At 55.1% G+C, this 21570-nt stretch carries 23 protein-coding genes and 1 pseudogene; 6 read left to right on the forward strand and 18 right to left on the reverse strand.

Going from position 1 to position 21570, the window contains the following annotated elements; all coding sequences use genetic code 11:
* On the reverse strand, positions 1–924 hold a 924-nt coding region (locus tag ACHZB8_RS00005), incomplete at its 3' end, for a TRAP transporter large permease subunit (RefSeq protein WP_316857822.1).
* A 197-nt stretch (positions 925–1121) separates the two neighbouring features.
* On the opposite strand from ACHZB8_RS00005, the gene ACHZB8_RS00010 reads away from it, so the two are divergent.
* On the forward strand, positions 1122–1769 hold the full coding sequence (locus ACHZB8_RS00010; protein WP_316857823.1) for a GntR family transcriptional regulator: 648 nt from the start codon (positions 1122–1124) through the stop codon (positions 1767–1769).
* 4 nt (positions 1770–1773) lie between these two features.
* Here ACHZB8_RS00010 and ACHZB8_RS00015 read toward each other — a convergent pair whose 3' ends face one another.
* The 10 genes and pseudogenes from ACHZB8_RS00015 to pcaQ all read right to left on the reverse strand — a co-directional run bounded on the left by ACHZB8_RS00015 (position 1774) and on the right by pcaQ (position 12133).
* On the reverse strand, positions 1774–3279 hold the full coding sequence (locus ACHZB8_RS00015) for an acyl-CoA dehydrogenase family protein (protein ID WP_316857824.1): 1506 nt from the start codon (positions 3277–3279) through the stop codon (positions 1774–1776).
* Between the two features lie 22 nt (positions 3280–3301).
* Complete coding sequence (locus tag ACHZB8_RS00020; protein ID WP_394706056.1) at positions 3302–3499, reverse strand: hypothetical protein; 198 nt, start codon at positions 3497–3499, stop codon at positions 3302–3304.
* 58 nt (positions 3500–3557) lie between these two features.
* Positions 3558–4262 (reverse strand): annotated as a pseudogene (locus ACHZB8_RS00025) (amidohydrolase family protein); the annotation flags it as partial.
* A 15-nt stretch (positions 4263–4277) separates the two neighbouring features.
* A complete protein-coding gene (locus ACHZB8_RS00030) occupies positions 4278–6095 on the reverse strand; it encodes a feruloyl-CoA synthase (RefSeq protein WP_316857825.1) in 1818 nt (605 codons plus the stop codon).
* A 167-nt stretch (positions 6096–6262) separates the two neighbouring features.
* Positions 6263–7033: a crotonase/enoyl-CoA hydratase family protein gene (locus ACHZB8_RS00035; RefSeq protein WP_316857827.1), complete on the reverse strand. Its 771-nt coding sequence runs from the start codon at positions 7031–7033 to the stop codon at positions 6263–6265.
* Positions 7034–7053: 20 nt separating this feature from the next.
* Complete coding sequence (locus tag ACHZB8_RS00040) at positions 7054–7818, reverse strand: SDR family NAD(P)-dependent oxidoreductase (protein ID WP_316857829.1); 765 nt, start codon at positions 7816–7818, stop codon at positions 7054–7056.
* Between the two features lie 42 nt (positions 7819–7860).
* Positions 7861–9177, reverse strand: coding sequence for a TRAP transporter large permease (locus ACHZB8_RS00045; RefSeq protein ID WP_316857831.1), 1317 nt, complete (start codon positions 9175–9177; stop codon positions 7861–7863).
* Positions 9174–9758: a TRAP transporter small permease subunit gene (locus tag ACHZB8_RS00050; protein ID WP_316857832.1), complete on the reverse strand. Its 585-nt coding sequence runs from the start codon at positions 9756–9758 to the stop codon at positions 9174–9176. Before ACHZB8_RS00050 ends, ACHZB8_RS00045 begins: the two co-directional genes overlap by 4 nt.
* A gap of 77 nt (positions 9759–9835) precedes the next feature.
* A complete protein-coding gene (locus ACHZB8_RS00055; protein WP_316857834.1) occupies positions 9836–10915 on the reverse strand; it encodes a TRAP transporter substrate-binding protein in 1080 nt (359 codons plus the stop codon).
* A gap of 300 nt (positions 10916–11215) precedes the next feature.
* Positions 11216–12133 carry a pca operon transcription factor PcaQ gene (gene pcaQ, locus ACHZB8_RS00060; protein ID WP_316857836.1) on the reverse strand — a complete coding sequence of 306 codons (918 nt, stop codon included), beginning with the start codon at positions 12131–12133 and terminating at the stop codon, positions 11216–11218.
* Positions 12134–12242: 109 nt separating this feature from the next.
* On the opposite strand from pcaQ, the gene pobA reads away from it, so the two are divergent.
* From pobA to pcaG, 5 genes are read left to right on the forward strand one after another with little or no spacing between them, the layout of a single operon-like run.
* Positions 12243–13412 (forward strand): 4-hydroxybenzoate 3-monooxygenase, encoded by a 1170-nt coding sequence (gene pobA / locus ACHZB8_RS00065; protein WP_316857837.1) that lies wholly within the window; start codon positions 12243–12245, stop codon positions 13410–13412.
* Complete coding sequence (pcaD, locus tag ACHZB8_RS00070) at positions 13412–14200, forward strand: 3-oxoadipate enol-lactonase (protein ID WP_316857839.1); 789 nt, start codon at positions 13412–13414, stop codon at positions 14198–14200. Before pobA ends, pcaD begins: the two co-directional genes overlap by 1 nt.
* Positions 14193–14594, forward strand: coding sequence for a 4-carboxymuconolactone decarboxylase (gene pcaC, locus ACHZB8_RS00075; protein ID WP_316857841.1), 402 nt, complete (start codon positions 14193–14195; stop codon positions 14592–14594). The genes pcaD and pcaC overlap by 8 nt, the downstream gene beginning before the upstream one ends.
* A 22-nt stretch (positions 14595–14616) precedes the next feature.
* Complete coding sequence (gene pcaH, locus ACHZB8_RS00080; protein WP_316857843.1) at positions 14617–15342, forward strand: protocatechuate 3,4-dioxygenase subunit beta; 726 nt, start codon at positions 14617–14619, stop codon at positions 15340–15342.
* 3 nt (positions 15343–15345) lie between these two features.
* Positions 15346–15966, forward strand: coding sequence for a protocatechuate 3,4-dioxygenase subunit alpha (pcaG, locus tag ACHZB8_RS00085; RefSeq protein ID WP_316857844.1), 621 nt, complete (start codon positions 15346–15348; stop codon positions 15964–15966).
* Between the two features lie 70 nt (positions 15967–16036).
* Here pcaG and ACHZB8_RS00090 read toward each other — a convergent pair whose 3' ends face one another.
* From ACHZB8_RS00090 to ACHZB8_RS00120, 7 genes are all read right to left on the reverse strand, one after another.
* A complete protein-coding gene (locus ACHZB8_RS00090) occupies positions 16037–17110 on the reverse strand; it encodes a 3-carboxy-cis,cis-muconate cycloisomerase (RefSeq protein ID WP_316857845.1) in 1074 nt (357 codons plus the stop codon).
* Positions 17111–17485: 375 nt separating this feature from the next.
* Positions 17486–18271 (reverse strand): hypothetical protein, encoded by a 786-nt coding sequence (locus tag ACHZB8_RS00095; RefSeq protein WP_316857847.1) that lies wholly within the window; start codon positions 18269–18271, stop codon positions 17486–17488.
* A 117-nt stretch (positions 18272–18388) separates the two neighbouring features.
* Complete coding sequence (locus ACHZB8_RS00100) at positions 18389–18595, reverse strand: M20/M25/M40 family metallo-hydrolase (protein WP_316857849.1); 207 nt, start codon at positions 18593–18595, stop codon at positions 18389–18391.
* A complete protein-coding gene (locus ACHZB8_RS00105; RefSeq protein ID WP_316857850.1) occupies positions 18558–19379 on the reverse strand; it encodes a M20/M25/M40 family metallo-hydrolase in 822 nt (273 codons plus the stop codon). Before ACHZB8_RS00105 ends, ACHZB8_RS00100 begins: the two co-directional genes overlap by 38 nt.
* Positions 19343–19537, reverse strand: a complete 195-nt coding sequence (locus tag ACHZB8_RS00110) for a hypothetical protein (RefSeq protein ID WP_316857851.1) — start codon at positions 19535–19537, stop codon at positions 19343–19345. Before ACHZB8_RS00110 ends, ACHZB8_RS00105 begins: the two co-directional genes overlap by 37 nt.
* A 118-nt stretch (positions 19538–19655) precedes the next feature.
* Positions 19656–21026: a C4-dicarboxylate transporter DcuC gene (gene dcuC / locus ACHZB8_RS00115; RefSeq protein ID WP_316857853.1), complete on the reverse strand. Its 1371-nt coding sequence runs from the start codon at positions 21024–21026 to the stop codon at positions 19656–19658.
* A 53-nt stretch (positions 21027–21079) separates the two neighbouring features.
* Positions 21080–21570 (reverse strand): alpha/beta hydrolase (locus tag ACHZB8_RS00120; RefSeq protein WP_316857854.1); only part of this gene is annotated, 491 nt, incomplete at its 5' end.

Genomic DNA, 21570 nt, shown 5'->3' on the forward strand with positions numbered 1-21570 from the left:
GATTTCGGCCATGATGAAAGCGCCCGCTCCCATGACCGGTGGCGCCAACTGACCACCAGAAGAGGAGGCCGCCTCGATGGCTCCTGCGCTTTCTCTTGGATATCCGACCCTGCGCATGAGCGGAATGGTAAAGGTACCCGAAGCAACAACATTTGCTACCGCTGATCCCGACACTGTACCAAACAGCAAGCCCGAGAAGACTGAAACCTTGCCGGGGCCTCCACGGGCCGCACCGAACAGAGCCATGGCCAAGCGCATGAAATAGTCGCCAGCACCGGACGCTTGCAGGAATACCGCAAAGGCAACAAACAGGATTATGTATCGTGAAGAGGCCGCCACGGTCATGCCGAAAATCGCATCCTGGCTGTAGAGATAGGAGGCAAAGTTGGCTGACTCGAACCCCGAGTGATGCAGGATTCCCGGCAACCATGGTCCCACGAAAACATATGCCACAAAGACCAGCGCAATCGCTGGCAATATAATCCCGGCCACTCGGCGGGCAAATTCCAGAACGATCACGCTTCCAACGATGCCGCAGATGTAATCGCCGGTAGTCGTGATCACACCTGTCCGCATGATCAGCTGTTCGAGATTAATTGCAACATAGGCCGAACACCCGAAAGCCCCGGCAATCAGAGCCCAGTCGACCAGACTGACTCCGCGCCCCTTTTCACCAGACCATATCTTGATGCCAATGAAGCCGAGCACCGCCCCCATATTGACGTGAATGACACGATAGACCCATTCATCAATTGCCCAGAAATTGAGGACAGCCAGATGAAAAAGCGCATAGAGCGCAGAAAGAACGACCAGAAGGATTGTCAGGAACCTGGAAAGGCTCCTGTCCTGTCCTTCGCTATCCAATTCCTGCGCTTTTTCGAGGTCGGTGGCTTTATCCACCGCCTCGGACGTCTCGGCAACCATATTTTCCTCCCCGACTTGTCATAACTTGTACGAACAAGTAAACTTATACGGACATATTGATCCAAATCTTTTCTTGTGTCAAGACTAGAGCAAGACAGAATCAAGGAACGAACCCGAGGGCATGATGGGAAAACGCTATCTGGAAGTTGCAGCACAGATCACGAAAGACTTGAAATCCGGGCTTTTCAAGGTTGGTGATGCATTGCCCTAGCGAAGCTTTATTATGTGAACGGTTTCAGGCAAGCCGCTCCACGGTCAGAGCCGCGATGGCAGAACTCCAACGCCTTGGCATGATCGAGAGAAAACAGGGCGCACCGACACGCATCCTCTCGAGTGAGCCCCCCACCACCTATGTCCACTCCATGTCCGTGACCGGAGACTTGATGCAATTCGCCGGGCCATCCTGGCGTGAAGTGCAGGAAATTGTACCACTGGTCGCCGACGAGCAGTTGGCACAACGTCTCGGCGACCGCCCGGGCAGACGTTGGGTCCTTATTCGTCAGACAAGAAATATCGAGCAGCAATCGGCTCCGGTCGGCTGGACCGACATCTATCTCAGCGAGGAATATGGGCAGATCGCCGAAAAGGTGAAGAATTATCCGGGGCTCATTTATGTGCTGCTGGAAGATGAAACCAACGTCATCATTCACGAAATCGAACAGTCGATAAAAGCTGTACCGGTCCCCGAAGACCTCGCCAGTGCCCTGCAAGTCGCAGCTGGTGATCACGCTTTGGAACTTCGCCGCCAATATCGCGATGCAAGCAACAACAGCCATATGATAACGCTCAGCATTTTGCCTGCCAAGCATTACACCTATGAGATCACCTTGCGGCGTCAGGCATGAAGCCCTATGGCACCACGTTCGCCAGAGATGCAAGAATCTTTGCGTGACGGCCCACTTCAGCAGGCAGCATGACTTTCGAACGCCGGACTAAACGCATGATCCGTCCCTTGTCGCCGTGATGGGCCGCAGCATCTTCAATTCTGGTCCATAGACAAGTGAGAAGAGTTGCTTGCGTCAAATGCATGAAGTGATGGGCAAGCAATGTCGGATCATCAGCCTCAAGCAATCTCACACGAGCCTGACGCCAGGTCTCTACACAGCCAGCAAACTCAAAACTGCTCCGGCATCCTGACATATAGTCATCGAGAGCGTCTGCTGATCGGCCCGCGCACAATCGGGTGGCAAGCATGCGCGCATGAATACCGTTGGTGCCTTCATAAATCGACGTGATCCGCGCATCCCGATAGGTCTGCTCAAGACGATATTCTTGCAGATAGCCATATCCTCCAAGCACCTGAATTCCCAAGGATGCAGCCTCTATGCCCGCCTCCGTGCAATAGCATTTGGCAAGTGGCGTCAGGATCTCAACAAGGTCGGGATTGTCTCCCCTCTCAAGGGTGACAAGCGCCAGATGAGCCATGGCGCGCGCCCCCATGGCCCGCCGATCGATCTCCTCCAGCATCCGTTGCACATCTGCATGCTCCTTCAGAGTAACCTCGCAGTCCTCCACAGAGCGCCCCTGAACCCGCTCGCAGGCATAGCTATTGGCAATGTCATAGGCACGAGCGGCATGGGCGACCCCTTGTAGCGCCACATCTATCCGGGCATGATTCATCATGATGAACATGGCAACCAGTCCCTGCCCTTCTTCGCCGATCAACTCGGCTTCTGCACCATCAAAGATCATCTGACAGGTTGGCGAGGCATGCAGTCCCATCTTCTCCTCGATGCGCATGACAGTGACAGCGTTCGGCATACCCGCCTTATTCTTGGAGGGGCAGAGAAAGAGCGACAGTCCCTTGATGCCGTTATCGCCAGTACGAGCCAGCACCAGATGCAGGATGGTATCGCTCATGTCCTGATCTCCACCTGAGATGAAGATCTTCTCCCCCTCTAGTTGCCAGGCATCACCCTTTTTGCACGCACGGCATCGAATACGCGACAGGTCCGACCCGGCCCCGGACTCTGTGAGGCACATGGTCGCCAGCGTTGCACCGGAAACCAGACCCGGCAAATAGTGCGTTTGCTGAGCAGGCGTCCCAAACCGCATCAAGGTACGAATTGCACCGGGCACGAGCCCCGTGACCATCTGGAAGCTGTGATTGGCACCCGCCAGTATCTCCACCAGAATGGCCTGCATGATTTCGCCAAGCCCCTGCCCGCCAAGTTCGACGCCACCTAACTCGGCAGGAGCCGACAAGCCCGGCCAACCTTGCTCCACATAGGCACGAAAGGCCTCTTTGAAACCGTCGGACATATAGACCCGGCCATTCTCCAATCGACATCCCTGCCGGTCGCCCGTCTCATCAAGTGGAGCAATCTCGGCCTCTGCGAAACTCGCGAAATGCATGGCAATCTCGCTTGCCAGCTGTTTATCCCAATCGGGCAGTTCCCCCCGCTCCGGCGACGTGATTGAATGAGAAAAGAATATCGTCAATCGGCGCGGAAAACGGCTTCATCAAACCAACCCCAGCAGGCGGGGCGGCATTGCCCTTGATGATGTCTTCGCGCAAGTCGTCCTTGATGGCGATCTGCTCGAAGTCGGCGAGCCAGCGCTCCGGCGTGATCATCGGCCAATCGGATCCGAACAGAACCTTTTTCTTCAAGATGGAATTGCAGTAGCGCACGAGGATTTCGGGGAAATATTTCGGTGACCAGCCACTGAGATCGATATAAACATTGGGCTTGTGCTGAGCCACGGCGAGCGCCTCCTCCTGCCAGGGGAAGGAAGGATGGGCCAGAATGATTTTCAGATCGGGGAAGTCTACGGCAACGTCGTCCATATACATCGGATTGGAATATTTCAGCCGCATGCCATTGCCCCCCCGGCATGCCGGATCCGACACCGGTCTGACCGGTATGAAACAGGGCAATACCGCCCTCTTCCTCGATCGCCTCGTAAAGTGAATAGGCGATCCGGTCATTCGGATAGAATCCTTGCATGGTGGGATGAAACTTGAACCCCTTGATGCCGAAATCACGCATCAGGCGACGCGCCTCGCGCACTCCCATTTTACCTTTCCAAGGGTCGATAGAGGCAAAGGGAATGAGCACATCGTCATTTTCGGCGGCCAGTTCGGCAACCTCTTCATTCTTGTAGCGGCGATAGCCGGTTTCCCGTTCCGCATCGACAGGAAAGATCACGGCAGCGATATTCTGTTCGCGATAATGCTGCGCCGTCTGAGGCACTGTCGGCGGGTGCGTCCATGGTGCCCGGAAATAGCTTGCCATAGTCGATTGCAACTCGTCATAGCCATCATCGGAATGGCAGCCACAAGGCTCCTCGGCATGAGTATGAATGTCGATTGCACGGATTTTTACCAGATCAACCATCTTTGCGTTTCCTTCCTAAATCGTCGTTACCGCCGGATCGGCATCGTCATAAAGCCGCTCAAGCAGGACCGCTCGCCGGGTCAGAACCTTCCGGACATTGAGATTGCCCTTGGCAGTCATTTCCCCTTCAGGCATGGAAGGAGCATCCTTGAGAACAAGTGCCCGAGAGATCCGCGTCGAAGAGCCGGAGATGGAGCGGGCACGTTCAGCAAGGCGACGCTGTATCTCCCCCTGCAACAGTTTGCAGCGATAGGCGCCGTCATCCTCGATGAGTTCGAATCCGAGCTGCTTCAATGCCTCTTTGTTAGGGAAAATCATCACGCCGATCTCACTCCGGTCCGCCCCCGTGATCACCAGATCATTGGCCAGCGGAGCAAGGCTGCTAAGCATATCGATACGCAGCTTGGAGGCACGCACCCACGTTCCCGTCAGTAGTTTGAAATCCTCTGAAATACGACCATCGAACTTCATCCCCTTGTTGATGTCGTCCGGATCGACAAAGACCATGGCGTCCCCAGTGATCAGATAGCCTTCTTCGTCAAAAGCTGCGGCAGTCTTTTCCGGATCATTGTAATAGCGCTTGAAAATGCTCGCTCCCTTGACCCGCACCTCAAAGCGCATGTCCTTGTCAGGCAACAGCTTGACAGTCACACCATTAAGCGGGACGCCCACGACACCGGCACGATCCACAGGCTCATGCTGCATGATGCAGGCCGGTGCGGTTTCGGTCATCCCCCATGAAGAGGTCATCAGCGGTATTTCGCCGCGGATCTCCATCGCCATTCGCTCAAAACCCTGCCAGACATCCTGCGGCAGCGACGCCCCTGCATAGAAGATCAAGTCCAGATCCTCAAAGAAGCGCTGACGCAATCCCTTGTCAGCGTCCAGAGCCTCAAGCAGCATGGCAAACCCGACCGGCACATTGAAACAGGCAGTCCCCGTCACCAGCGAAAGATTCTCGACAGTGCGGGCAAACAGGCCCTTCACCGGTTTGCCATCGTCAATATAGTAACTGCCGCCATTAGCCAGCATCATGTTGAAATTGTGCGAACCGCCAAAGACATGGTTCCACGGCAGCCAGTCGACCACGCGCGGCGGGCTTTTTCTCAGAAATGGCAGGGCATCGGCAATCTGGGTCTGGTTGACGCACATCATGCGATGGGTGGTTTCCACCCCCTTGGGACTGGAGGTGGAGCCGCTGGTCATTAGGATCTTGACGACACTGTCTGTGCTCACCCTGTCGAAGGCGGCATCCACATTGATGCCCGCATCTCCCCGCAACAGCGAGGCAAAAGACGTCACCCGCGTGTTGTGACCGGGACGAGAGGCGATAACATCCACTCCCTGCAAGGCCTCAAGCCCCAAAGCTTCGCGATACTGGTCCGCATCGGACACATAGGCCATGCGAGGCTTGATCAGATCAATGACGTGGCGAAGGCGACCATGGGCACCATGAATGAGTGAATATTGCTCGGCAACAGGAACCGTGGGCACGCCGACATATTGCGCAGCCAAGGTCAACAGGCCATGATCCAGCCCGTTGCCAGACATGATCAGCAGTGGTGTCGTTGGCCCCATGCCCCGTCCCAGAAGAGCTGCTGCAAGAGCGCGCACTTTCTGTATTGTCGAACCATAGCTCTCCTCATGCCATCCGGCACCACTGCGCTCAGCCAGAAAAATGCGATCCGGAGCGTCCTTGCTCCAGCGATTGAGCCAATCGCCCGTCCGCTCGACTACCGGCCCAAGAGCATGCTTGGAACGAAGCAGAATTGCGCCATCCTGCCGATCCTCTCGGCTGACAGAATGCGGTTGAAAGCCTTTTGTTGGTGTCATCGTCCAGCCCCTCCCAAGTCTTGACGTCGTCCCCCTCCGGTTCGGCGTGTTCCTCTCGACACGCCAATGCTCCGGAAAATATGCAAATGCCAGTCAGTTGCGATAAACTGAACCAGATCTTCTGTTTCTGAAATTGCCGTCGAAGCGCAAACCCTCGACCAGATGTCTCACTTGAAATTGGGCGACCGCTTCTCGAGGAATGCCGTCAGCCCTTCCTGTGCGTCGGGACTGGTTTGAGTCAGCGCGGCGCAGAGGCTTTCGGTGAACAACCCATCTGCCTTGGCCATGTCCTCAATGCGGCTCAGCGCCTGGATCATGATATAGTTTGACAGAGGAGCGTTGGCTGCGATCTTGCGTGCCAGATCCATGGCCATGTCGAGCGCCTCGCCCTCACCGGCAGCATAATGGGTCAAACCCAGCGCCAGACCGTCCTCGGCACCATATTTGCGCCCCGTCAGCATCATCTCGATCATGCGGTCTGCACCCAGAATACGACCGACCCGCACACTTGCTCCACCACCAACGAAAATTCCGCGCCGCCCCTCGGGCAGTTGGAAGATGGTGGACGGTTCGGCAATCCGAACATGAGTCGCCGTCGCCAATTCCAGCCCGCCACCGATCACGGCCCCGAACATCGCCGAAACCACAGGCAAACCGCCATATTGAATGCGATCAAAAACCTGATGCCATAGTCGCGAATGACGCATTGTCCCTTCAGCGTCCCTTGCAACATGCTCGGCAAGGTCGAGCCCGGAACAGTAATGCCCGGCGGTCCCTGTCAACACGACCACCTTGATCGCTTCCGGCGGATTTGAGAAAAAGGCGTCAATGGCTTCCAGCAGCTCATCACACATGGCGTTACGCTTTTCGGGCCGGTTCATCGTCAGGATTGCAATGTTATCCTCGATGTCCACTTTGAGAATTGCGTCTTCGGTCATTTTCTCGTCCTTCAGTTGCCTTAGCGAGGCGGTAAGCGCACTGCGCCATCAAGGCGAATGGTCGTACCATTCAGATATGGGTTGGTTATGATCTGCCCGGCGAGCTTCGCATATTCTTCGGGCAATCCGAGCCGGTCGGGAAACGGGACAGTCTTCATGATCTCCGCAGTCACCTCTTCGGACAATCCTTCCATCATGGGCGTATGAAAAAGCCCCGGCGCAATTGCCATCACACGAATACCAAAGCGAGAAAACTCGCGTGCAGCAGGCAAACACAAGGAGGCTATGCCACCCTTGGAGGCGGCATAGGCCGCCTGCCCCAACTGGCCGTCCTGATAGGCAACCGAGGCGGTATGGATGATCACGCCGCGTTCTCCCCCCTCCAGTGGATCAAGCTCGATCATCCGTCGCGCCGCATGGGTCATGACATGGTAGGATCCATAAAGATTGACCTTCAGGGTGCGATCAAAAACATCAAAGGAAGTCTTGCCTTCCCGCCCGACAATACGGGCAGCCGGGCCGATCCCCGCACAGTTGATTGCTATGCGGGGACAGGAGCCCCAAAAGGCCTCCACCTCTGAAATCGCGCGATCCACCGCAGTCTCATCGCTCACATCAGCTTGCACAGCAAACCCGTTGATGGACTTGGCAACGGCCTTGGCACGCCTCAGGTCAAAATCAAGAATGGCAACGCGCGCTCCCTCATCGGCCAGAGTGCGAGCGGTTGCCGCTCCCAATCCGCTGCCGCCCCCGGTCACCAATGCAATGGTCTTGTCGATCTGCATTTTTCCAATCCTTCAAACACGCCCTCTGGCACAACCCGGTCGTTAGCCAGGCAGCAAAAACAGTGTGATCGATGGGAACAGCACCAGAATGATAACCCGCACGATGTCTGACGCTACGAACCACATCACGGCCTTGTAGGTTTCCGAAATTCTGGTCTTGACCGCCAGCGAATTGATGATGAAGAGATTCATCCCCACCGGTGGCGTAATCAGCCCCACCTCGACTACGATCAGCACCAGAATGCCGAACCAGATCGCCAGATGCTCATGGCTCATGCCGAAATCGAGCGCACTGATCACCGGAAAGAAAATCGGGATCGTCAGCAGGATCATGCTCAGACTATCCATCAGGCAACCAAAGACCAGATAGAAAACAAGGATAAGTGTGAGCACAGTCCAGGGACTGAAATCCTGACTGACCACCCAGTTTGAAAGCTCCTGCGGAACTTGGCTAAGCGCGAGAAAACTGTTGTAAAATCCTGCACCCAACACGATGAAAAAGATCATCGCGGTACTCGCGGCCGTCGCAATAAAGCTGCTCTTGAGCACCTGCCAGTTGAGATTTCCCCTGACGAGCGCGATAAACCCGGTACCAGCAGCACCAACTGCTGCACCTTCAGTGGGCGTGAACCATCCCAGATAGATCCCGCCAACAACAACACCGAAGACAAGCAGGACCGGCCAGACATCCACCAGATCCCGCACGCGCTGCGCATAGGGCACAGGCGCGCGCGTTCCTGCTGATCCCGGCTTCAGACGCACATAAATAGAGATGGTGATGATATATCCGATCGCCGCCAGAATGCCCGGCACGAACGCTGCAAGAAACAGCTTTGCGATATTCTGTTCGGTCAAAATGGCGTATATCACCAGAATGAAAGACGGCGGAATGAGAATGCCAAGCGTTCCTCCGGCGGCCAACGTAGCGGTGGCAAAGCCCCCGTCATAACCATAGCGGCGCAATTCAGGCAGAGCCACACGGCTCATCGTTGCGGCCGTTGCCAGTGATGAGCCACAAATCGCCCCGAACCCGGCACAGGCTCCGATTGCCGCCATTGCGACACCGCCCTTGCGATGACCAAGCCAGCTTTCCGCGGCCTTGAAAAGAGAGCTGGAAAGCCCGGACAGCGTAGCAAACTGCCCCATCAGCAGAAACATCGGAATAATGGTGAGCGAATAGCTCGAAAATGTCGAGTAGGCCTCACTCTTGAGCTTGGCGAGCACCATGTTAGGCCCGTCCATGGCGAGATAAAGTCCGCCCATGCCACAGATCATCATCGCCAGACCGATCGGGGCCCGCAAAAAGATCATAACCAGCAGAACCGGAAATGACAGATAACCCAGTTCCAGAATGCTCAATGGACCGCTCCATCAGTATAGGGAAGATAATGACGTCCCGAAACGAGTTCAGCCAGGCGGGCAACTGCGCAATAGACGCTGACAATTGACGCAAGCACAGCAGCAGCAAAACTCGCAGCATAAGCCCACCAGACAGGGAACTGGAGCAAGTAGGTTGTCTCGCCATACTCCATCTTGTTTTCCATTCCGACAAACAGGCGCCAGGTGATCAGCAGCATGAGCAGACAGAACAGGACTTCCCAGAAGGCCTTGATATAGCGGTTTGTCTTGTTGGACAGCAGCGAGGTGAAGACATCCACCGTCGCATGAGAAGAATAGATTTGGCAAACAGGCAAAAAGGCAAAGATGACAAAGGCAATTCCCGCTTCCACAAGCTCGAAGTCGCCATTGATGGGGCCGACACCGGTACCCAACAACAGGTTTGCCAGACCCTGAGAAATGGCTTCAAGTGCGGCCGAGTGGCCAATCGTGTTAAGGCTGCGCCCGACAACGCTCAGGCAGGTCAGCAGGATCAGTGCAACAAGTACAAGTCCCCCGACGACAGCCATCAAGCGCGCGATGCGCTCCATAGCTTTCAGCATATCTCAAGTCTCCAGGCTCAGGGTTCGAGCACCCGGGCAAATGCAAGCCCGAGTGCGTTTTTCAAAATCGGGCGATATCAGTTGGTGTATTTCTCGATCAGTTCCTTGGCCCGAGCCACCAGACCGGTGCCATCAATGCCCTTTTCATCCATCTCGGTGACCCAGTTCTTGATCGTCAGGTCGGCCGCGGCCTTCCATTCGGCCACCTCTTCTGGCGTCAGCTCGACAATGCTGTTGCCAAGGTCAACTGCCATTTTTCGCGGGCCGGCATCTTGGTCTTGAGTCAATTTGCCAGCGGCGGCAGAAAACTCCATGCCGGAATTCTTGTCGATAATGGCTTTCAGGTCGTCCGGCAGGGCGTTGTATTTGTCCTTGTTCATGGCCAGAACGAAGGTTGCCGTGTAGATGGCCTCTCCTCCGAACTCGGTGTGATTATGAACCAGCTCGCTGGTCTTCAGAGCACCCGTCACCTCCCAGGGCACAACCGTGGCATCGATCACGCCTTTGGACAGAGCCTCAGGCACCGCCGGGATTGGCATGCCTATGGGCGTGGCACCCAGATTTTTGAAATAGGTATTGGTGACACGGGTCGGTGCGCGAAGCTTCACCCCGTTGAGGTCGGACACGCTTTTGATCGGCTCTTTGGAATGGATAACCCCCGGACCATGAACCCAAAGCCCAAGAACTTTCGTATCCTTGAAATCGGTGTCCATCATGGTTTCTTCCGCCAGGTCCCAAAAGGCGCGAGAAACAGCTTCAGCATTGGTCAGCGTAAAAGGCAGCTCAAACACTTCGGTTCGCGGGAAACGTCCGGGCGTATAGCCGGGAAGAATCCAGATGATGTCAGCGACACCATCAACCGCCTGATCATAGAGTTGCGGTGGCGTCCCCCCCAACTGCATGGCGGGATAGTGCTGAAACTTGATGCGCCCATCGGATTCTTTCTCGATCTTTTCCATCCAGGGAATCAGGACATGCTTTGGCACCGCCGCCTGCGCTGGCAGAAACTGATGCAGCCGCAAGGTCAAATCTGACGCGATCGTTTCAGACGCAAGGCTCCCGAACGCAAGTGCGGAAAAAACCGCAGCCTTTACGAAGCCAGCCAATCCATTGCGCGAAACAGAAGCTCCAGATGGAATCTTTGATGTTTTCTTCATTTCAGTGTCTCCTCCCAGATCACCAGCCCTTTCCCCAACCATACAGACAGGAGGGAAAGGGCACTATGAAAACAGAAATTTGAGCGTCTCCGAAAGCTGATGGAAAATGGTCAGCTCCAGCCAGAGAACCGGTGCCTCCTCCAAGACAAACCGCCCCTCGCGTTTCTACTTACAACGCCTCTCACGCAAAATGAATTATCAATACGGCGGTGTAAAATGATAAAATTGACTGTTTAGTTTCCGAATTTGGAAAGTATATCGCTTATTGATTGTTCCTCATCTACATTAACACCTTCATGTCTAATCCATTTTCAGATCGCGGATGGTCTGACTGACGGCCAGTCGGAACATCCGTTCAGCGGGACCGGCCTCGCTTTCCTGACGCACCATCAGGCCCACAGGCCCTCTGGTCGTGTCCATATCGAAGGGCAATTGCACCAGCCTGCCATCCTCAACTTCATTGGCAACCACACCGGCGGAAATGATCCAGATCGCATCACTCTTGGTGACATACGATCGGCCAAATGCGCCTGATACCGTTTCGATCCGATTGGGGATTTCTCCAATGCCATTGGCAATCATGAAGCGCTCGACCAAAGGCCTGATGGCCGATGCCTCCGAAGGATACAAAACGGGCCATTCCGATAACCGCGCAAGGTTCGGCTCACCGCAGAGCGGATGCTCGGGCCGCACCACAACAACCACATGTTCATGATAGAGCTGAGTGAAGGAAATGCCTTTCATGGTGTCTGGCGCTCCCAACCGACCAATGACGAGATCCAGTTCACCACGTCGCAGACGATCCATCAGAAAACTGTGTGGACCGTCCGAAATGGACAAGCGCACATCGTCCGTCAGACTGGACAAGGCCTGCACCACAGAAGGCATCAAACGGGCCGCAACACTTGGCAGAGCCCCAACGGCAAGGCGGGTCTTGCCGCCAGAAGAAATCTGCTCAACACCATAAAGGCCCTGCTGAAGAGAGGCGACGCTCATCTCGGCAAAATGCAGAAAGACTTCCCCCTCCTTGGTGAGACTGACCCCTGCCCGGCTCCGATTGAGCAGGTGCGTATCGAGAATATCTTCCAGTTCCTTGAGCGTTTTCGAGATGGCGGGTTGCGTGAGAAATTGCCGTTCCGCGGCCTTCTTCAGACTCTTCTGACGGCATATTTCAACGAAGCACTGAATGTGCCGGAACTTGATACGGCGATCAATCATGAGAGAATTCTCAATTTCTTTCCAAATCTAGAAACTAAAGTGGCGATTTTCTCATTTTACATTCCATTTTGCCCCAATCAAAATTGGACCAACGTATGGGGAGGAAAAAATGCGCACACAAGTCCTGATTATTGGAGGGGGACCATCTGGTCTTTTGCTGTCGCAGCTGCTCGCAAAAAAAGGCATAGACACGGTGGTTCTGGAGCGAAAGACCCGCGACTATGTGCTTGGCCGCATCCGCGCGGGCATTCTGGAAACCGGCTTTGTCGAACTGATGCGGCAGGCAGGCGTGGCCGAACGCATGGACAAGGAGTGCTTCGTTCATGACGGAACGGTCATCGCCAACGGCAACACCCAGTTTCGAATTGATTTCACGGAACATACCGGCACGCCTGTTGTCGTCTATGGTCAAACAGAGCTAACGCGTGATCTCTATGACGCGCGTGAAGCGGCAGGTGGCAAAATCATATTTGAGGTTGGAAATGTCCGGATTCACGACGCCACCACCGCATATCCCTATGTGACCTATGAGAAGGATGGGCGCGAGCTGACCATTCACGCGGACTATATCGCTGGCTGCGACGGGTTTCACGGTGTCAGCCGACAGTCCATTCCCGTCGATGTTCGGCGGGAATATGAAAAGATCTATCCCTTTGGCTGGCTTGGCATTCTTTCCGAGACACCACCGGTGCATCACGAACTGATCTATTCCTCATCCGATCGCGGCTTTTCCCTTTGCTCCATGCGCAACGACCATCTCAGCCGCTATTACATCCAGTGTTCTCTGTCCGATAGTCCGAATGACTGGTCTGATCAGCTATTCTGGGACGAGTTGAAACGCCGTATCCCCGAAGACTATGCCAGCAAGCTGGAAACCGGTCCATCGATTGAAAAATCCATCGCACCATTGCGCTCCTTTGTAACCGAGCCGATGCGCTGGGGACGACTGTTCCTCTGCGGAGACGCGGCCCATATCGTGCCCCCAACCGGGGCCAAAGGGCTCAATACCGCAGCATCCGACATTCACTATCTCTATCACGGCCTTGTCTCGGAAATCCTTGATGGGGATCTTGAAGGCATTGACCGCTATTCCGAACGCGCTCTCGCACGCATCTGGAAAGCGGAGCGTTTCAGCTGGTGGATGACGAACCTTTTGCATCGCTTCCCGGACCAAAGCGACTTTGACGTCAAGATGCAGTCAGCCGAACTGGCCTTTCTTCAAGGCAACGTTCAGGCGCAAAGCACGATGGCTCAGAACTATGTCGGGTTGCCATACTGATGCGGATAGCGAAGCTCGACAATGTGGCGCATCACTGGCGCGACGATGGAGACCCGGCGGGCAAGGCAGTCGTCTTTGCCAATTCGCTGGGCACTGATCTGCGTCTGTGGGACGCCCTGCTGCCTCTTCTGCCAGAAGGCTTGCACTATATCCGCTACGACACGCGTGGCCATGGCCTGTCATCATGTCCCCCTCCACCTTACAGCATTGAAGATCTGATCGATGACGCGGAGACGCTGCTGGATCATTTGGGAATCAGCGAGGCGCTCTTTGTGGGGTTGTCCATCGGAGGCATGATCGCACAGGGGCTGGCCGTTCGTCGGCCTGATCTGATCAAGGCTCTTGTCCTTTCCAACACGGCCGCGCGAATGGGCGATGCGGCCATGTGGCGGCAGCGGATCGACTGGATCAGTAAAAACGGTCTGGAACCACTGTCCGACAGCATCATGCAACGCTGGTTCTCGCCTGCATTTCTGGCCAGCGACGATCAGGAAGCCTGGCGCAATATGCTGAGGCGCACCCCCGTCGCGGGTTATCTCGGTTGCTGTGAAGCTCTCGCGAAGACGGATCTCACTGACCTTCTCCCCCGCATTCTACAGCCGACCCTGGGCATTGCCGGGTCACTCGATGGCGCAAGCCCGCCGGAGATCGTTCAGGAAACGATTGAAAAAATCCCCAATGCCCACATGGCGCTGATCGAGGGCACCGGTCACTTGCCTTGCGTGGAAGCCCCGCAAGAATTCGCCCGCCTTCTCATCCGTTTTTTCAAGGAGACAAATCATGCCTGATCGCTTTGATGAAGGAATGGCCACCAGACGGGCCGTCTTGGGCGATGCCCATGTGGACCGCGTGGAAAAGAACAAAAGCGCCTTCGATGAACCTTTTCAGACATTGATCACGGAAGCGGCGTGGGGATCGGTCTGGTCGTCGAAGCGCATTTCCATGCGGGACCGGTCAATTCTGACATTGGCGCTATTGGCCGCAACGGGCAATTTCGACGAAATTCCCATGCATATACGCGCAACGGTGAATACCGGAGCCAGCAAGGATGATGTATTGGAGGCGTTCCAGCATGTTGCCATCTATGCGGGCGTGCCAAGGGCCAATCACGCGATCAAGCTGGCCAAACAGATTTACGAGGAAATGGAAGCAGAAACAGACGTCGGCAAGACCAGCGAGTAATTCTATTAGGGAGGATAGATTTATGAAGCCAGGAGAATATTATCAGCGAGACAGGCGGATGCATCCGCCCGCCTATACCGAGCAATATAAGACCAGCGTTGCCCGTTCGCCGCGCTATTCGTTGATCAGTCTGGAAAACTCGGTCTCGGAAATCACCGGCCCGGTCTTTGGTCATAATGACATCGACCCGCTCGACAAGGATCTTATCCATAACTATGCCAAGTCCGGAGAGAGCGCCATTGGCGAGCGGATCATTGTCCATGGCCGGGTGCTGGACGAAAATGCCCGCGCTGTTCCCAACACGCTGGTTGAAATCTGGCAGGCCAATGCCGGTGGTCGCTACCGACACAAGAAGGATACCTATCTGGCCCCGATTGATCCCAATTTCGGCGGATGTGGCCGCACCTTGACCGATGAGAACGGCTATTACTATTTCCGCACCGTCAAGCCCGGAGCCTATCCATGGCGCAACTGGGTCAATGACTGGCGTCCGGCTCATATTCACGTTTCGGTCTTCGGATCGGCTTTCACCCAGCGCCTGATCACGCAGATGTATTTCGAGGGCGATCCGCTGATCGAGCGTTGCCCGATTGTCAAGACCGTGCCCGATGAAGCGGCACGCCAGCGTCTGATCGCCCCGATTGACTTCAACGCTACCATTCCACTGGACAGCATCGCCTACAAGTTCGACATCGTGCTGCGCGGGCGTCGCTCCACCCTGTTCGAGAACCGTCTGGAAGGGAACTGACCGATGCCGCAGGAACTGAACTATCTCAAGGAAACCCCATCACAGACCGCCGGCCCCTATGTTCATATCGGCCTTGCTCCCGGTGCGGCCGGCTTTGATATCTACCGGCAGGAACTGGGCTGGGACATTGCAGGCCCCAACGCCAAAGGGGAACGCATCAGGGTCGAGGGCATCGTCATCGACGGAACCGGCTCCCCGATCAAGGATGTCATGCTGGAAGCCTGGCAAGCCAACAGTGACGGCCATTACGCCCATCCTGAAGGCGGTGGCGATGTGGAAGAGGGTTTTCGCGGCTGGGGACGGGTCATCACCGATTTTGCCACCGGCGAATGGGCCTTCGAGACCATCAAGCCGGGCAAGGTGGCTGGGCGCAGCGGCACCACCATGGCCCCACACATCAACCTCTGGATCGTCGCCAGAGGGATCAATGTCGGCCTTAATACGCGGATTTATTTCGACGATGAAGCAGAGGCCAACGCGGTCGATCCGATAATCAATGTGATTGAATGGGAGCGCCGACGCAAGACGCTCATCGCCAAACGCTCCGAACGGGACGGCAAGATTGTCTACCGGTTTGATGTCCGCCTACAGGGCGAGGATGAAACCGTTTTCTTCGATATCTAGCCACAAAGCTTGACCCAACGGACGACACGGCAAGACCGGATCACTTCTGCGAGTTCGGTTTTGCTGCATCTCAGGCATCTCCAATGCTCTCCACTTGCGCAAGCAGGGTATCAGCATGAAGCAACGCCTTGCCAGCCGTCGCCACCATCAGTGGCAGGATCATCCATTCCAAAGTCCAGGCCATGCCGGAACGCTCCTGTTCATGCACCATCGCATGATGAAGGCCCGAGACCTGCACTCCGTTGAATCGGGCAAAGGCCACCAGCATTTCCGCCAAAACAGGATTCTGCTTGTGTGGCATGGCCGAGCTTGTACCGCTCCCCTTTAGCACGATCTCGCCGCCCCCTTGCTGCGCCATCAGACAGATATCCATCCCCATCTTGCCGAGGCTACCGGTGAGCTTTGAAAGGAAATCACCATAGTCGACAATCGCCTCGCGCATGCTGTGCCAGGCTTTTTGCGGATTGCCAAGATCGAAAGCCGCAGCGAGCTGGGAGGCAACCGCGTCTCCCTTGTCACCAAGTCCATTGCGCGTACCGACCGGACCGCCAAACTGGATTTGCTCGACGCGCTGACGCAAGGAAGGCAGATCCGAGAGATGTCCGCGCAAAGGCATCACCCAGCTATCGAGACGATCCGATACTGTGATGGGCAGTGCCGCCTGCATGCGTGTTCGCGCCATCAAGTTTTTCGCTCCGAAACAATCATCTAGCCTTTCCAGCTGTTCAACCACTCGCGCAAGCCGTTCTGACAGACAAAGGCTTGCCGCACGCAAATTCAAAACGAGAACCGTATCAACAAGATCCTGACTGGTCGCGCCCACATGTACGGCAGCAGCAGCCACCTCCCCGGAGCGTGACGCAACATGGGCCTTGAGGCTGCGAACAAAAGCAGGCACAGGCAATCCATCCTGTAAACTGCCAATACCAAGCATCCCGGCATCGGGGGTGAAATCTTCAATAGCAGCAAGAGCAGCCTCTCCGGCCGACGTCTCAACCACATCATGATCGACAAGCGCGCGAGTAAGCTCCAGTTCAAAGGCAAGCATGAGCGCCATGAGCCTTTCACACCTGAAACAGGCCTCGATCTCGGCATCAGCAAAGAGTGGAGAGTAACAGGCATTATCTGAGATATACGAGGACATGGCCCCTCACCTTCTGTGAAGTCATAGTGTGAAACTGTTTGCCCAGCAAAGCTAAAAGCACGCAGCATCAGGATCAACACTTATCCTCAGACTAAAACGAAAAGCGAATAGGCCAAGAGCAGCCCCCCGCAGGAGAAGGCGGAATGCTGTGCAAAGGGAACTTGAGCCCAAAGAGACACCGATGGCCATTGCCTCGCTCACATGACAGCCTGCTGCCCACATTCATCGAACAGAATTGCAAATTGGCGTCGCATCTGCACAAGAATTGCCGTACTCATTCATGCGGGCACGAGAACGAGTACGGCGCTGTTTGAACATTCAACAATTAAAATAGCTGGAGCCGAACCAGTGACCTGACGGGCATTCAAGCCAAGTCTATTGCTGTCCGGTTTTGCGGAAGTCGGTCACGACTTTCCAGGCGGTTTCCTGCAAGGCGCGCGCTGTTTCCTCGGACATGTCAGAGCCGATTGGAATGGCACCGCCGACCGGAGACTGGTCATAAAGAGTTGCGAAGAACACGCAAGCAGCCAGATAGGTCCCCGCAAGCGATGGGTGTTTGCCGTCAACAAAATAAAGCTCGATGTCCGGATGGTCCTCTCTTGCGGCAGCAAAGGCCAGACCGACCGGAGCCATATACCCCCCGGTCTTGCTTGCTATGTCATAATAGGCTTTTTCCAGCTCATCCGTTTGCTCTGGCTTGGCCTTCTGTGCCCAGGTCATGAAATAGACCACCTTGGATCCTGCATCATGGGCAATTTTGGCCATTTGCGTCGCTGAATCGACAAAATACTGCCGATCCTTTGCCTTGGCATGAATTGGCTCGGTGGAATTGCCTTGAAATATCACCGCATCCCAATGCTTCAATCCATTTTGGAATTCAAGGTTGGGGACGTGCCAGCCAAGGCGGGCACTTGATATCGAGATGCCGCGAAAGCTGTAGCCCTTGGCATTATCGGGCAAAAGGGAGCGGGTCAGATCCCTCAGCCGGGTATTGAGGTTGTTGTTATAGTGCGTGTAGGAATTGCCATAGATCGCAATGACCTTGGCATGTTCTCCCATGCTCGCTTCGGGGCTGGACGCGAGAATGTCATCGGCATATGCAGGCATGACAAAGCTGACCATGGCTGCCAGTCCAAGGGACGCAATGCGTTTGTTGATCATAGTTTCCTCCCATCCCGATCCGAAAGTGGGTCGGGTATCCATTGCTGTTTGAAGATGAGCGCTGCGGAACCGAAGGCCACAGCAAGATGCGGCAAGACTTGATCGAAAGAACTGGGGCTAGAGCCGACCAGACAGGTCTTTCAAATCGCGGACAACCTCCACCAGCAAAGCAAAGCGCTCCGCAATCGAGTCCACTTCGAGATATTCTTCACGGCTGTGGGCCAATCCTCCAACAGGCCCCATGCCGTCGATCGTGGGAATGCCGATATTGGCCGTAAAATTGCCGTCAGATCCGCCACCGGTTTTTTGCCAACCGATTTGCAATCCCTGTTTTTTGCGCGATGGCGTCAATTCTGCGACAGAATGCGAGGCTTTCCTCAGACGCATTCATTGGCGGGCGAGATATGCCGCCGGAAATCTCAGTCCTTACAGTGTCTGTAAAGGGGTGCTCAACCATGGCCTTGATGCGCTCATCTACCCGAAGAGCCTGATCATTCTCGACAAAGCGCATATCGACCTTTGCTTCTGCCAATTCGGCAATGGCATTGACCGATGTCCCACCCGAAACTAGACCGACATTGAGATTTAGGCCCGCGTCGAAATCGGTTAGCTTGTGCAGCTCGATGATCCAGTGAGCCAATTCATTGATGGCGCTGGCACCATCTTGCGGATTGACCCCCGAATGGGCTGCCTTGCCGTGAAAGGTCAGATTATATCGGCAGCTTCCCTTGCGCTCGAAAACCAGATCGCCGTTCGCTCGCGCCGGCTCAAGGATCAGAGCAATGTGACTGCGTCTTGCCAAGCCTTCGATCCATGGCCGAGCCCTTGCGGATCCAAGCTCCTCGTGACTATTGAGGGCAAAGCAGATGGATGGAAAGGCTTCGCCTGTTTCCTTGAATAGGTGCGCCAGATAAAGGCCGAACAAGGCACCGGATTTCATGTCCATAACACCCGGACCGTAGGCTCTGTTATTATCGATATGGAATGGTCTTGCCTGCGCGGTGCCCTTGGGAAACACCGTGTCCATGTGGCCGAGCAACAGGATGTCATGTTCAGCTGCGTGACCCGGGCTCAGAAACTCAAGGCAGGGCGCAAAGTCCGGATCCATCGTGCGCTCGACGCTATCCCAGCCAAGTTTTGCAAATTCCGTTTGAAGAAATCCGCCACTTTGCCAACGCCTTCGAAATCCTTACTGCCACTGTCGATATTGACCAGATAGGCGAGGTCTTCAAGAAAGCGATCCAGATTGAGAAGAGGTGTGGTCATTATTCTGCCTTTCCATCCGGCAGGTCTCCAAAGGAGCCCGATTCTTGACTGACGAGGCGGGAAGCAAAGGGGGCTGGATTGCAGACCCTTTTGCTTCCCTGATTGGCATGAAGCAACCTCAGGCGAATATCACGCTGTAAAAGACAACAGTCACAATACCGCCGATGACAGGCAGCGCAGTGCGCTTGACAACCTCGATGGGTGAACACTGACCGGCATCACTCACCGCAATGATGACACCGGCAACGGGCGACATGGACCTTGCAAGACCAGCAGTCAACTGCATCGGCAGCAGCATGGAAACGGTCGAGGCACCAAAGGTCGATGCGATATTCGGAGCCAGATGACCGAAAGAGAAGAAGGCTGCATTGCCCGATCCCGTGATCACGGCGATGACGGTTACCATGGCACACATGACCAGTGTCATTGCGACAACACCAAAGCCCGAGCCTTGCGCTGCATTGATCAGGAAATCGACCATGCCAATGGTTTTCAAACCGGCTGCGAACACTTCAGCGCAAACAATCAGCGAAACGATTCGGGCAAACATGTGGCCCATGCCGTCAAAGAAGGCCATGAAACCTTTGGTGACGGCTTTGCCATTGCGATGACGAATGGCTTCGCAAACCAGACCCAGCAATGCACCGATGAGCATGGCAGTTACCACATTCAGTTTTACGGAACTGACAAGCAGCTTGGAGAACACAAGGATCAAGGCAAGAGGGATCATAGGCAGCAGTGCATAGAAAGCGGGAGCCTTGTCTTTCGATTGTTCGGTCCCCTCATCGATTGCTTCTGCATTCACCTTATGCTCGGCCTTGGCATCGAAGTAGCGGCCACTGATATAGGTCAGAATGGTGATGACGATAATCGCAGCAATGCCGACAGGAAGCTGATGATGAGCAAAATAGATCGCAACATCAAGCTCTGCGGTCTTGGCAGCAAGGTTGGCAGCCCCTGACGCCGGACCAAGATCGAGAACCGCTGTTGTTCCGATCATGGCTGCTGCGGCGGCACGGCTGACACCGAGCCGGACCAGCGTCGGGTAGAAAGTAACCAGCAAAAGCATGGCAAGGCCAGCTGCACTTGGAATGAAGATATTCAGGATCTGCCCCACCGCATAGCCAAGAGCCAGAACCACATAGGGTGCATTCAGCAATTTCAGCGGCTTGATGGCGACGTCAACCATCGCATCGGTCGCGCCGATATGGTCCATATATTTTGCAAACCCACCAGCGGCCATGATGATCATGCCCAGACCAGCGGCCCGATAGCCCAGAGACCCGCGGACATAATCAAAAATGTCAAACAAAGACAGGCCGGTCGACTTTGCTTTCTTGAACAGAATGGACGTTTCTGGCGCAACGAACAGAGTTAGGGCCAAAAGCAGGAGGCCTGCCAGCAGCAGAACCGTGTGCGGTTGATATTTCTTGATGATGAGCCAGGCCACGAGGATCGTGACGACGAGGCCGATGAGAAAACCTAACATACTTTTCCTCCCAAATTTAAGCAGGTTGAGGTGATGACAGAATGACCGAGTGCCTAAGCTTCGGATTGATCGGAGGAAGTTTCGATGAAGGAAGTGATGGACTTGTTATACTCTTCCTTGTCTTCCAGATAGGGGGCATGGCCAACATTGGGTAACGTTTTCTGTATTGCCCCTTGTGTCAGCGTCTTGAGTTCGGCTGACAGTTCGGGCCTCACGACGGGATCTTTCTGTGCAAAGAGAACCAGCGTGGGGATTGTGATTTTCCTGTAAAAGGGTCGCAAATCAGCAAACTGCAACATGCGGGTCGCGGCAAACAGCCCATCAGCCTTGGTGCCAGATGCAACGTAAGCCGCAACTTCCAGCGCAAACGGATCGACCGGATGAGCCACCATGTTGGATGCCCGACTGTGGCCATAGCTTTCGCCCCCCTCTTCCTTGAGCGAGCGAATGCGATCCACCAGCTTTTGCGTCGGCGGTGTTTCAGGTAGCTCGCCATAACCGGGATGAGTGCAGGACAGGACGACCCTGTCTGGCAAAGGAGCAG

The sequence above is a fragment of the uncultured Cohaesibacter sp. genome, from assembly GCF_963556055.3.
Classification (GTDB): Bacteria; Pseudomonadota; Alphaproteobacteria; order Rhizobiales; family Cohaesibacteraceae; genus Cohaesibacter.